We start from the raw sequence: 12,404 nt of genomic DNA, 5'->3' as shown, positions 1-12,404 counted from the left end.
GCCCGGAACCGGCGAATGTGGGGCATCTCCCCAGCTTCCAGGAGCCCCGATGAGAAACACACGAGCGGCGGCCGTGATCGGCGCACTCAGCCTGTTCGCCGCCGCATGCGGCGGCAGCACGGACACCGGGTCCGGCCGGACCGCCGACGGCGGCACCTTCACCTTCGCGATCCGCGCCGATCCGGGCGCGCTCGACCCGGCCATGGCCGTGCTCTCTGTGACCAACAGCGTGCTGTCGTTCGCGTACGACACGCTCGTCTACTACGGGCCCGATGGAAAGATCGTCCCTGGGCTGGCCGAGAAATGGGACGTCAAACCCGACGCGGTCACCTTCACCCTCCGCAAGGACGTCACCTGCTCCGACGGGTCCCCGCTCACCCCCTCGGACGTGGCCGGCAGCGTCAACCACATCACCGATCCCGCCACCAAGTCACCGCTCAACGGTGTGACCGTCCCCGTCGGCATGAAGGCCGAGGCGGACGACGCGGCGGGAACGGTGACACTCTCCACGCCGAAACCGTTCAGCTTCATCCTGGAGAACGCCCCGCAGATCTTCGTCGTCTGCGGCAAGGGGGCGAAGGACCGCTCGGTCCTCGCCCGCGGCACCTCGGGTTCCGGGCCGTACACGCTGACCGAGGCGGCTCCCAGCGACCACTACACGTTCCAGGTGCGCAAGGACTACGTCTGGGGACCCGGCGGAGCCACCACCAAGGAATCCGGTCAGCCCGACAAGATCGTGCTGAAGGTCGTGCCGAACGAGCAGACCGCGGCCAACCTGCTGATCTCCGGTGACATCAACGGCGCGGTCATCTACGGCGCGGACCGCGCCCGGCTCGAGGCGACCCCGGGCATCGGCAAGCTGGTCATCTCGGCGGGCAACGGGCAGTTCTTCTACCACCAGGGCGAGGACCGGCCCGCCAAGGACCCGGCGGTGCGCAAGGCGCTCACCCAGGCGGTCAACCTCAAGGAACTCGCCGGCATCTCCTCGAGCGGCACCGGCCGCCCCGCCACCGGGCTGGTGCTGGACCCGCGGCCCTGCCCGGGCGACAGCGTCACCGGTCACGTCCCGGCCTTCGACGAGGCCGCCGCGTCCGCCGCGCTGGACGCCGCCGGGTGGAAGGCCGGCCCCGACGGCGTCCGCGTCAAGGACGGGCGCAAACTGACCCTGCGCCTGCTCTACGGCACCACCAAGGGCGCGGGCGTGCAGGCCGCGGCCGAATACCTCGCGGCGGCGTGGAAGAAGGCGGGCGCCGATGTCACGCTGAACGGCGTCATCGACACCAAACTGTCGGAGTCGCTGACCGCCACCCAGGACTGGGACGTCGTCTGGCTGCCGATCGGCGTCACGCTGCCCACGCAGCTCGAAGGGTTCCTGTCCGGCCCGGCCGCGCCGGAGGGCGCCAACTTCGCCCACCTGGCCAACGACCGCTACCAGAAGCTCGTGACCGAAGCCGTCGGCAAGCCGGGCGAGGAGGGCTGCAAGCTCTGGCTGGAGTCGGAGTCCGCGCTGTTCGAGGACGCCGACCTGGTGCCGGTCGTGGAGGACACCGTGCTGGTCGCCACCAAGAACGCGAAGTTCGACCTAGTGGCGGGCTCGGTCGCACCGACCACGATCCGGATGACCGAGGCGGGCTGAATGGCGGAGTCTCTGCGCCCGTCCGCCGCCGGTCCGTCCGCCGAGGGCGGGCGGGCCGGTCGGCGGAGGCTCGCCGGCCGGGCACTCGGCCGGGTCCGTGGCGGGTTCGTGCTGCGGCGCGTCGTCCGGTTCGTCGTCTCCCTGGCCGTGCTGCTCGTCGCGTCCTTCGCGATGATGCACCTGATCCCGGGCGACCCCGTACGCGCCTCGCTCGGCCCGGCCGCGCCGGTCGAACTGGTCGCCGCCAGGCGTGCGGCGCTCGGGCTGGACGAGCCGATCCTGTCCCAGCTCCTGTCCTATGTGGGCAACGTGTTCCGCGGGGACTTCGGCACGTCGTTCCTCAGCGGGGAGCCGGTCCGGGAGATCATCGCCTCCCGGCTCCCCAACACCGTCGGGCTCGCCCTGCTCGCGACCGCCGCGGCCCTGCTCGTGGCCGTACCGCTCGGCATGTGGGCCGCGATCCGCACCGAGAACGGCCGCAACAGGGGCACCGAGGTGACCTTCACCTCGGCGACCGGCGCGGCCATCGCCGTGCCCGAGTTCCTCTACTCGATCGCCCTGGTCACCGTGTTCGCGATCGGACTCCGCTGGTTCCCTCCCGCGGGCAAGGCGGGACCCGTGTCCTACGTCCTGCCGATCCTCTCCCTGGCCATCTCGCCGACCGCGATGATCGCCCGTATCTCCCGGGTGGAGACCCTACGTGAACTGGGCATGGACTACGTCCGGCTGGCCCGGGCCAAGCGGCTGCCCGCCGCCCGGCTGTACTTCCGGCACGTCCTGCCCAACACGCTCACCGCGACGCTGACCGTGGGCGGCCTGCTGCTCGGCGCGCTGATCGCCGGGAGCGTGCTCGTCGAGTACGTCTTCGCCTGGCCGGGCCTGGGACTGCGGGTCGTGGAGTCCATCACCCAGAAGGACTATCCGGTGGCCCAGGGCGTGATCCTCGTCTACGGCGCGATCGTGCTGGTGGTGAACCTGCTCGTCGACCTGCTGCTCGGCGTGCTCGATCCCACCTCCAAGCTGAAGGAGACCTGATGCGTCACCTGCTGCGGACCCCCGCCGGGATCGCCGGGACCCTCCTGGTCGCGCTCATGGTGATCCTGGCGATCGCCGGGCCGCTGATCTGGGGAGCGGAGGCCGAGCGGATCGACTCCGCGGTCATCCTCCAGGGAGCCTCGGCCGCGCACCCGCTCGGCACCGACAACCTGGGCCGCGACATCCTCGCCCGGGTGCTGGTCGCCGGGCGGCTCTCGCTCACCCTCGCCATGATCGCCACACTCATCGGCGCGACGGCCGGCGTCATCCTCGGCGCGCTCCCCTCGGTGCTGCCGCGCCGGGGCGCGCGCCTGGTCACCGGTACGGTCAACGCGCTGGTCGCGTTCCCCGGCCTGCTGCTCGCGATGTTCACCGCGGTGATCGCGGGGCTCGGCGCGCGCGGCGCCGTGCTCGGCATCGGCGCCGCCATCGCCCCCGGCTTCGCCCGGCTCACCCAGACGCTCGCGGCCTCCGTCGCCGGGGCCGACTACGTCGCGGTCGCGCGCATGCTCGGCGTCTCCCGGTGGCGTGTCATGACGAGGCACGTCCTGCCCAACATCGCCGAGCCGCTCATCCTCCAGCTCACCCAGGTGCTGGGCGGCGCTCTTCTCGCGCTCGCCGGGATGTCCTTCCTCGGTCTCGGCGTGCAGCCGCCGTCGTTCGACTGGGGACGGCTGCTCTTCGACGGCTTCGGCCGGATCTACGCCACCCCGGCCGTCGCCCTCGGCCCGGCCGCCGCGATCGCGCTCGCGGGCATCGGGTTCAACCTGCTGGGAGACGTCCTGGCGCGGGCGGCGTCGCGCCGTGCCACGCCCACCGACGCGGCCGCCGGACGAGCCGTACCCGAGGTGGGCGAGCTCGGCGAGCCCGACCCGGACGCCGTCCTGGAGGTGCGGGACCTGACCGTCACCTTCCCCGGCGGCGTCACGCCGGTGCGCGGGCTCTCGCTGACGATCGCGCCCGGCGAGATCGTCGGCCTGGTGGGCGAGTCCGGCAGCGGCAAGAGCCTGACCGCCGCGGCGATCGGCGGGCTGGTCCCGTACCCGGGAGAGGTGAGCGCCGGCCGGCTGCGGATGTGCGGCGCCGACGTCCGCGAGCTGCCGGAGGACGAGTGCCGCAAGCTGCTCGGCACGTCCCTGGCGATGGTCTTCCAGGACCCGATGGCCGCGCTCAACCCGGCGCTGAAGGTCGGCGGGCAGCTCGCCGAGGTGGCGACCGTCCACCAGGGCGCGAGCCGGGCCGAGGCTTTCGCCCGCGCGGTGGACCGGCTGGAGCACGTACGCATCCCGGAGCCCGCCGCGCGGGCGCGGCAACACCCGCACGAACTGTCCGGCGGCATGCGGCAGCGCGCCGTCATCGCCATGGGCCTGATGGGCGCGCCCCGGCTGATCATCGCCGACGAGCCGACCACCGCTCTCGACGTGACCGTGCAGCGGGAGATCCTCCGGCTGCTGCGCGAGGTGACCGACGAGACCGGTGCGGCCACCCTGTTCATCTCCCATGACATCGCCGTCATCGGCGAGCTGTGCCACCGCGTCGTGGTGATGTACGCGGGCCGGGTGGTCGAGGAGCTGCCGGTCGGGGAGCTGGCCTCGGGCGCCGCGCACCCCTACACGCGGGCGCTGGTCGCCTCGCTGCCCGACATGGAGACCGACAGGTCGCTGCCGCTGGCGAGCATCCCCGGCCGCCAGCCCTCGCCGGCGGAGGTGCCCGGCGGATGCGCCTTCGCGGACCGCTGCGAGCTGGCGAGCGCCAAGTGCGCCGAGCTGCCGCCCCTGATCCCGTACCGCGCGGGACACCGCGTCGCCTGCTGGGAGGCCAAGTGATCATCAAGAACCTGACCGTCCGGTTCGGCGCCTTCACCGCCGTGGACGACGTCACCCTGGAGATCCCCGACGGCGCGATCGTCGGCCTGGTGGGCGAGTCCGGGTCGGGCAAGTCCACGCTCGCGCGTGCGGTGAGCGGGCTGGTGCCGTACACGGGGGTCGTCGAGGGGGTGGACCCGAGCCGGGTGCAGATGGTGTTCCAGGACCCGCTCACCTCCCTCGACCCGCGCATGACCATCGGCGCGTCGGTCGCGGAGGGCCTGCGCCTGCCGCGGGCCGCCCGCCAGGCGGAGGTGGAGCGGCTGCTGACCCTGGTGTCCCTGCCCGTCGCACTCGCGGAGCGCTACCCACGCGAGCTGTCCGGGGGCCAGCGGCAGCGGGTGGCGATCGCCCGCGCGCTCGGCGTCCGGCCGGCGCTGCTGATCGCCGACGAGATCACCTCCGCCCTGGACGTCTCCGTCCAGGGCGCGGTGCTCAACCTGATCCGCTCGCTGCGCGAGGAGATCGGGCTGTCGATGCTGTTCATCTCGCACAACCTGGCCGTGGTGCGGTACGTCTCCGACGTGGTCGCGGTGATGCACCGGGGCCGGCTGGTCGAGGCGGGGCCGACCGAGGAGGTGGTGAAGGCGCCTTCGGACGCCTACACCCGCTCGCTCCTCGACGCGGTTCCCCGCCTCGCCCGGAGCTAGTGCCGTGACCGGCAAGGTTTGCCCGGACGGAGCGGCGATCCAGGGTGGTGTATCGCAAGGCGGAGGAGGAGGCCGTAGCGGAGCCTACGGCCGACAATCCCGGGCCCCGCGGAAAGTCCGAGCCTGCGAGGACTTTTCGTGGGTGGGGCGTCAACGCAGCGAGGTGCCGCCCTGGGCGACGCGACGGGGCAAAAATTGGCGGGAGGGGCACTAATTCCCTCCCCGTCGATCTTTGCCCCGTCGCCCGGGCGGGATCGGGTGCCGTCGCTCAGTCGACCCTGACCACGTACTTGCCCCGTACCCCGCCCGCCTCCAGCGCCCGGTGGGCCGCCGCTGTCTCCTCCAGCGGGAAGTACCTGTCCACCGCAGGGCGCAGTCCCCCCTCCGCCACCTGGCGGGCGAGGTCGTCGAAGAGCGCCCGCGTGGGGTTGCCGCTGAAGAAGCGCACCCGGCCGCGTCCGTGTACGGCGCTGGCGGCGATGTAGCCGAGTGAGGCGGCGGGCCGTGTCACGTCGAAGGCGATGGTGACCATGCGTCCGCCCGGCGTCAGCAGGCGCCGGAAGGCCCGCAGGTCGGTGCCCGCGGTGTCGAGGACCACGTCGAACAGGCCCAGTTCCCTCGGCGGGACGGCCCGGTGGTCGATGGCGTGGTGGGCGCCGAGCGTGCGGACGAAGTCGAGGTTGGCGGCGCGGGCCAGGGCCGTGACCTCGGCACCATATGCCTGTCCGAGCTGGACGGCGGCGTTGCCGACGCCACCCGCTGCGCCCCGTACGAGCAGTCGTTCGCCGGGGCGCAGCCTGGCCTTGTCGCGCAGCGCCGTGATGGCCGTGGTTGCCACCGGCAGCGCGGCGGCTGCCACCAGATCCAGTCCGTCCGGGACCCGGCCGAGCCGCTCGGCCCGGACTGTCACGTACTCGGCGGCGCTGCCGAATCCGGTACGGCCCACCGTGCCCCACACACGGTCGCCGACCGCGACGTCCGTCGCGCCGGCGCCGAGCGCGGCAACCTCGCCGGTGAAGTCCAACCCGACGCGTTGCGGGAACTTCTGTCCGGTGAAGAGACGGAGGCTGCCGGAACGGGCCGCCAGTTCGCCGCCGTTGACGCTGAACGCGCGCACCCGCACGAGTACCTCGCCGAGCGCCGGTTCGGGGCGTGGTACCCGGCCCACGTACAGCACCTCGGGGCCGCCGAAGCGGTCGAAAAGTACTGCTCTCATCGTGCGGTCGTCCATCGTTCTCACCTTCGCCACCAGTGGCCGTACGGGGGATCTGGCCCTGAGCGTAGGCTCTTAAACGGACGGCACCGTCCGTTTGGACCGGAGGTGAGAGACAGTGGTGGAGGAATCCTCTCGGATCGCGGGCCCGGGGCTGCGGGCCGACGCCCGGCGCAACCGGGGGCGCATCCTCGTCGCCGCCCGTGCGGTCTTCGCCGAGCACGGGATCGACGCGCCCATAGCGACCGTGGCCCGACGGGCCGGGGTCGGCGTAGCGACGCTGTACCGGCGTTTTCCGACCCGGGACGCCCTGGTCCGGGCCGCGTTCGCGCAGCAGATGGAGACCTGCGCCCGAGCGCTCACCGAGGCGCTGGCCGACCCCGACCCCTGGCGGGGTTTCCAGCGGCTGGTCGAGACGGCCTGCGAGCTTCAGCGGGAGGAACAGGGGTTCTCGGCCGCGTTCGTCGCGGCCTTCCCGGACAGCACGGTGGAACACGCGCAGGCCCGAGAACGGGCCGAGCGGGACCTCATGACCCTGGTCCGCAGAGCCCAGGCAGCGGGCGCGCTGCGGGCCGATTTCCACCCTTCCGACCTCGCCGTGGCCCTGTTGTCGCACTGCGGTCTGGTCACCGCGCTGCCGCGTGACAGTGCTGCGCCCCGGCGCCTGGTGGCGTACCTGCTCCAGTCGTTCCGCGCCGAGGCGGCTCACGGGGCCCTACCTCCGCCGAGTGCTCTGTCGCTGCGCGGTCTCCCGCTCGCGGCCGACAGCTCCCAGAGACAGCGGCCCTCCAGGGCCTGACGCGAAGCGGCGCCTGCCGCGTGGCACGCCCTTCGGAGTAGGTCGTGTCTGACAAATCAAGCCCTGCTACGGGCAACATTTGTCAGACACTCCCAAGAAGCTCCGGGAACTACCTGGTGATCCACTCGGTCGAGGTGGTGACCTCGTCCAGGATGTCCGGGACGGGGTCCACGCCGATACCGGGCCCGGCCGGGACATCCAGGTGGCCGTCACGCAGTTCGAACGGCGCGGTGACGTCCGTCGCGAAGTAGCGGCGCGAGGCCGAGGTGTCGCCCGGCAGCGTGAAGCCGGGCAGGGCGGCCAGCGCGACGTTGGCGGCGCGGCCGATGCCCGTCTCCAGCATCCCGCCGCACCACAGCGCGACACCGTGGGCGCGGGCCAGGTCGTGGATGCGGCGCGCCTCCAGGTAGCCCCCGATCCGGCCCGGCTTGACGTTGATGATCGAGCACGCGCCCAGTGTGATGGCGGCCGCGGCGTGCTCGGCCGACTCGATCGACTCGTCCAGGCAGATCGGGGTGGAGATCCGGCGGGCGAGCGCGGCGTGCTGGACCATGTCGTCGTTGGCCAGTGGCTGCTCGATCAGCAGCAGGTCGAAGGCGTCCAGCTTGGCCAGGTGCGGGGCGTCGGCCAGCGTGTACGCGGCGTTGGCGTCGACCTGGAGCAGCAGGTCGGGGCCGAACCGCTCGCGTACGGCGCGGACCGGCTCCAGGTCCCAGCCCGGTTCGATCTTCAGCTTGATCCGGACGTAGCCCTCGGCCAGGAAGCCCTCGACGGCGTCGAGCAGCTCGGGGATCGAGTTCATGATGCCGACCGACACCCCGCAGGGGACCCGCTCACGGGTCGCGCCGAAGTACGCCGCGAACGACTCGCCGCGGGCCCGGAGCTGGGCGTCCAGGACCGCGGTCTCCAGCGCGGCCTTGGCCATCCGGTGCCCCTTGAACGGCGCGAGCGCCCGGCCGGCCGCCTGGGCGTCGGCGTGGGCGGGCAGCGCCGGGATGAGGAAGCGGCGCATTACCTCGGCCGCGCCGTCGACGTACTCGGGGGAGTAGAGCGGCCGTGACATGGCCACGCACTCGCCCCACCCCTCGGCCTCGGGCGTGACGACCCGCACGAGCAGCACGTCGCGCGCCGTCTCCGTCCCGAACGAGGTGCGGAACGGCGCGACCAGCGGCATCGCGATCCGCCGCAGCTCGATTCCAGTGATCTTCATAGTGGGTGTGCGGCGTCTCGCCGCGCCTCCTTCCGGTAGGACCGCCTGCCGCGTTCGGCCGCGATCAGACGGTGCGTTCCACGATGTAGCACGTTCTCCGGTGGAAACCGGTGACCTGGGCCCCTTCCTCCAGCAGGCCGCCGAGCACGTCGCGCACGGCGTGCCGCCACGCCTTGGCCAGCCCGGGGTCCGTGCGGCGCAGGCTCTCGATGTCCTCCGGCACCGCCACGAGGACCGTCCCCGCGTCCGTCCGGCCGGGGACCGGCCGTCCGTCCGCGTCGGCCAGCCCGACCGCCGCGTCCGCCGGGACCACCGGCACGTACGGCTCCCGCCGTACGGCGGCGAGCACACGCGGATCGGTCAGCCGCCAGACGGCGAGCATCCGGTCCGACTCGTCCCCGGCGTTGATCGCGTCCTCCATGACGCCGTAGAACGACGGCAGGTACTCCTCCGGACGGGCGCCGAGCTTGGCCAGGTTGAAGTAGGCGTTGCGGCGCACCAGAGGGTCGTAGGTCCAGGTGATCCGCTCGATGCCCCGTTCGAGCGCCCAGGCCCGCTGGTGCGTCTTGAGCGCGAAACCGATCCCGCGGCCGGCCGCGGCGCCGGTGACGTGCGAGTGCAGCACCCGCCCCGCCGGCGCCGCCAGGAAACCCACCGAGGCGCCGGCCAGCCGGCCGTCCTCGTAGACCCCGGCCACGTAGTTGCCCGCATGGGACAGCGCCCGCATCAGCTCGACGCTGATGGGCGCCCCGCCCGGCTCGGGATGCCAGATGTCGTCGAAGAGCTGGAAGACATCCTCGAACTCCTGGACGCTGTGGAGCTCGCGCGGCGCGGCGGTCACGCGAGCACCGCCCGGATCAGCTCCGCGAGCAGCCGGGTGCGGCCGGGTATCTCCGCGATGAGCGCGTGCTCGTGTGCCGCGTGCGCGCCGCCGCCGACCGCGCCGAGCCCGTCGAGCGTGGGGCAGCCGACGCCCGCGGTGATGTTGCCGTCGGAGGCGCCGCCCACGGCCACGCCCCGCAACGGGGGCAGGCCCAGGCCGTCCGCGATGCGGCGGGCCAGCTCGAACAGCCCCGCCGACGAGGCCTCCTCCAGCGGCGGGCGGTTCGGCCCGCCGCTCACCCGCAGCCGGGTTCCGGCCACGCGCGGGGCCAGCGCCCGAACCAGGTCGTCCACCCGCTTCTGCTCCTCGACGGTGGGGACCCGCACGTCCACCGCGACCGAGGCCAGGGCGGGCACGGTGTTCATCGTGCTCCCGGCGGACACCAGCGTCGGCGTCACCGTGGTCGCGCCGTCGCCCATCATGCTCAGGGCGAGGATCTGGTGGGCCAGCTCGACCGCCGCATTGGCTCCCGCGTGCGGTTCCAGGCCCGCGTGCGCGGCCTTCCCCAGCACGGTGAGCTCATAGGCGGAGATGCCCTTGCGGCCGGTCTTGAGCGCGCCGCCGTCGGCGCTCGCCTCCAGCACGAACGCGGCCGAGCAGGCGCGCGCCGCGTCCTCGATCAGCGCCCGCGAGGTGGGGGAGCCGAGCTCCTCGTCACCCGTGATCAGCAGGCACACCCCTTCCGGGGAGGGCAGCGCGGCCAGCGCGTGGAAGGCCTGCACCAGCCCGGCCTTCATGTCGAACACGCCCGGTCCCCGGGCGACGCCGTCCCGCACCGACCAGGGGTGCTCGCGCAGCGACCCGATCGGCCACACTGTGTCGTGGTGCCCGACGAGCAGCACGCGGGGACGGCCGAAGGTCCACCGCAGGTGGCTGACCCCGTCGATCACGATCGTCTCCGGGGGCGTCCCGAGTCGGCGGGCCCCCTGCTCGGCGACCACGGCGGCGCTGCGGGCGACCGCCTCGTGGTCGGCGGAGAAGGACTCGCAGACGACGAGCTCCTCCAGGTCCTGGAGCATCAGGTCGAGGTTCACCGCGGGGACCCCCGCCGGGCGATCAGAGCGCGGTGATGAAGACCAACGGACAACGCGTACCAGCCCTCCGGTCGATGTTTACCGCCACGGTATGAGAAGGGCCGGTCGGGGAATTCGTCCGTTTTTCCGAAGACCGCCGAGCTGTTCGTCCATTCGACCAAGATCCCCGGCGAAGCGCGATCCGCAGGAGGCGCCTATCGCTCCAGCAGCCGGCGAGAAAGCCCTGCGTCTCCGCATGGTGGTCCACACGGCGCTGGCCGGGGCGTTCTGACCGACCAGTCGCCCTTGGCCTTCCATGGCTGGTCCACTCGCCGATCTGCACGTCCGCGACCAGGTCGCTCCACCGCCAGCATTGACGCGCTCCCCGGCTCACCGCCGTTTCGGTGGCACAACTCGCACAGCGTCGGTGGCGTAACTCGCATAGCGCGCCGAGCTGCGGTACGACGACACGCTGGGCAAGAACGTGGACGGGTTTCCGGCCGAGAGCGCGGACCGGGCGCCTGGCTCGCCTGATCGGCCTGACCAATTTCGTCGCCGTCACCGGCCACTACCGCAGCCATCCCGCCGACGGCCTTCAATTACTCGGTCTCACAGCATGAGAACGCTTCGGTCCTGGGGTTGGCGTGTGGGCGCAAGGTGCCCAAGCCGGGCAGGGCCGGGCAGTGTCAACGTTGCTGGATGTGGCTGTGCCCCTTTTCGCGTGAAGTCGTCAGCGATGACGCCGACACCAGAGACCCTGACACCAGAGACCCCGACCTTGGCGGGCCGCCTCCGCTCACGAATGCCCACCAATCGGAATGCCATCTACAGTGCTCACAAATAGTACAAGTGTGACTACTTAGAGTTGCCTATCGAACGCATGAACGATATCCTCGCAGAGGCTCGACCGTCAGACCGGGAGGGGAGGTGCGAAGAGATGATGCTTTCGGGTGGTGTGCTGCTGTCATGCCGACCAGGGGAAACGCCTCCGTCCCGGCCGTCCGACGCGCCTTCCACGTCCCCGCGGCGGCGCGGGTCCAGGCGGCACACGCCGTTCATCGGATCCGGTCGCTTCTCCGGTGACTCCTACGGGGCGGTGCTTCTCGATCGTGCCCGCGATGCCGGGCTCCTCGACCGCACCCGCAGCGCCAGCGGCTGTGCGGGAGTCACTGACCCCGCCCCGCACGACCCGGCGCGCTCTGAGGGGCGAGCTGCGGGACGCGACGAGCCGGACGCCACGGCGCGCGTTGACGGGCGAGGTGGGCGACGCGGCGAGCCGGAGACGACACAGTCATGGGCTCGGCGGCTGCTCGGCCTCCCGGACGCGGCGGAAGACCAGAAGCCTGACGGCGGTGGATGGCCTTCGGGTCCGGCGCAATCGCCGATCGCGTCCGCTTTCATAGGGCCCGACCGGTCCCGCCTGCCATCGTCGAACGGATCCCAGCGTGCCGGTCGGGACGATCGGCAGCAGAACGTGGGTCGGCGTGGCAGTGACCGGCGGGCCGATGGCAATGCTGTTGGTGATGGCCGGGGCGCTGCCACCAACCGCCGAGACGCTGATGTTGGCAGCGCTGGCCAGAACGGTGCGGGCCCGGATGCTGCTGGTGGTGATAGCCGGGTAGCGGACTGGCCCGATCTGAACCTGGCTGGACGCGATGTCATCGACCTGCTCGTTCGTGCCGAGCGGCTGGCCGCGGCTGCGGGGAAGGTGCCGGGCGAAACCAAGACCGGGTCTGGAGCCGAGGCCGAGACCGGTGTTGGCGCTCGGGCCGGTGTTAGCGCAGGGGCCGAGGCCGGTGCCGAGGTTGAGGTGGCGATGGCGGAGATCGTCGCCCTGGCACGGGCGATCGATCTGGCCGAAGCCGCGATCGCCGCCCGCCTCCCGATAGCCGAAGCGGGTAAAGGCCACCACCTGTTCGGGCGGCGGTCGATCGGAGCATGGCTGGCATCCGCTACCGGGTCACGCACCGCCCGCGCCGGAGAACGTGTCACACTCTCCCGGCAACTTCCGCGCCTGCCCCACACCGCCGGCCTGTTCGCCTCTGGCCGCCTGTCGTTCGGGTATGCGGCGACGATCGCGTCCGCTACCCGGCATCTGGA

General features: G+C 72.1%; 10 protein-coding genes. 5 read left to right on the top strand and 5 right to left on the bottom strand.

What is annotated here, in order from left to right; translation table 11 throughout:
- The first annotated feature begins 49 nt into the window (after positions 1–49).
- The 4 genes from AWQ71_RS30440 to AWQ71_RS30425 are packed head-to-tail and all read left to right on the top strand — an operon-like array spanning position 50 to position 5,186.
- Complete coding sequence (locus AWQ71_RS30440) at positions 50–1,636, top strand: ABC transporter substrate-binding protein (protein ID WP_067139462.1); 1,587 nt, start codon at positions 50–52, stop codon at positions 1,634–1,636.
- Complete coding sequence (locus tag AWQ71_RS30435; RefSeq protein WP_067139460.1) at positions 1,637–2,671, top strand: ABC transporter permease; 1,035 nt, start codon at positions 1,637–1,639, stop codon at positions 2,669–2,671.
- Positions 2,671–4,497 (top strand): dipeptide/oligopeptide/nickel ABC transporter permease/ATP-binding protein, encoded by a 1,827-nt coding sequence (locus AWQ71_RS30430; protein WP_067139457.1) that lies wholly within the window; start codon positions 2,671–2,673, stop codon positions 4,495–4,497. Before AWQ71_RS30435 ends, AWQ71_RS30430 begins: the two co-directional genes overlap by 1 nt.
- Entirely contained in the window at positions 4,494–5,186 is a 693-nt protein-coding gene (locus AWQ71_RS30425; protein WP_067139454.1) for an ABC transporter ATP-binding protein, read from the top strand. Before AWQ71_RS30430 ends, AWQ71_RS30425 begins: the two co-directional genes overlap by 4 nt.
- Positions 5,187–5,454: 268 nt before the next feature.
- On the opposite strand, the gene AWQ71_RS30420 is transcribed toward AWQ71_RS30425, so the two are convergent.
- Positions 5,455–6,402: an NAD(P)-dependent alcohol dehydrogenase gene (locus AWQ71_RS30420; RefSeq protein WP_245658614.1), complete on the bottom strand. Its 948-nt coding sequence runs from the start codon at positions 6,400–6,402 to the stop codon at positions 5,455–5,457.
- Positions 6,403–6,520: 118 nt separating this feature from the next.
- Between AWQ71_RS30420 and AWQ71_RS30415 the strand changes: the two genes are divergently transcribed.
- Positions 6,521–7,198 carry a TetR/AcrR family transcriptional regulator gene (locus AWQ71_RS30415; RefSeq protein ID WP_067139718.1) on the top strand — a complete coding sequence of 226 codons (678 nt, stop codon included), beginning with the start codon at positions 6,521–6,523 and terminating at the stop codon, positions 7,196–7,198.
- Positions 7,199–7,307: 109 nt separating this feature from the next.
- On the opposite strand, the gene menC is transcribed toward AWQ71_RS30415, so the two are convergent.
- The 4 genes from menC to AWQ71_RS42800 all read right to left on the bottom strand — a co-directional run bounded on the left by menC (position 7,308) and on the right by AWQ71_RS42800 (position 12,213).
- A complete protein-coding gene (menC, locus tag AWQ71_RS30410; RefSeq protein ID WP_067139448.1) occupies positions 7,308–8,408 on the bottom strand; it encodes an o-succinylbenzoate synthase in 1,101 nt (366 codons plus the stop codon).
- A gap of 64 nt (positions 8,409–8,472) precedes the next feature.
- On the bottom strand, positions 8,473–9,249 hold the full coding sequence (locus tag AWQ71_RS30405) for a GNAT family N-acetyltransferase (RefSeq protein ID WP_067139446.1): 777 nt from the start codon (positions 9,247–9,249) through the stop codon (positions 8,473–8,475).
- Positions 9,246–10,325: a M20/M25/M40 family metallo-hydrolase gene (locus tag AWQ71_RS30400; RefSeq protein ID WP_218002030.1), complete on the bottom strand. Its 1,080-nt coding sequence runs from the start codon at positions 10,323–10,325 to the stop codon at positions 9,246–9,248. The genes AWQ71_RS30405 and AWQ71_RS30400 overlap by 4 nt, the downstream gene beginning before the upstream one ends.
- Before the next feature lie 1,270 nt (positions 10,326–11,595).
- Entirely contained in the window at positions 11,596–12,213 is a 618-nt protein-coding gene (locus AWQ71_RS42800) for a hypothetical protein (RefSeq protein ID WP_169806672.1), read from the bottom strand.
- Between the last annotated feature and the right edge of the window lie 191 nt (positions 12,214–12,404).

The organism is Microtetraspora malaysiensis, from assembly GCF_001528665.1.
GTDB lineage: Bacteria > Actinomycetota > Actinomycetes > Streptosporangiales > Streptosporangiaceae > Microtetraspora_A > Microtetraspora_A malaysiensis.
Note: the sequence above shows the minus strand (reverse complement) of the source record. Positions and strands in the feature narration are given on the sequence as shown.

Coding starts and splice junctions, on each gene's coding strand:
- AWQ71_RS30440 (WP_067139462.1), top strand. CDS start 50: ATGAGAAACACACGAGCGGCGGCCGTGATCGGCGCACTCAGCCTGTTC.
- AWQ71_RS30435 (WP_067139460.1), top strand. CDS start 1,637: ATGGCGGAGTCTCTGCGCCCGTCCGCCGCCGGTCCGTCCGCCGAGGGC.
- AWQ71_RS30430 (WP_067139457.1), top strand. CDS start 2,671: ATGCGTCACCTGCTGCGGACCCCCGCCGGGATCGCCGGGACCCTCCTG.
- AWQ71_RS30420 (WP_245658614.1), bottom strand. CDS start 6,402: ATGAGAGCAGTACTTTTCGACCGCTTCGGCGGCCCCGAGGTGCTGTAC.
- menC (WP_067139448.1), bottom strand. CDS start 8,408: ATGAAGATCACTGGAATCGAGCTGCGGCGGATCGCGATGCCGCTGGTC.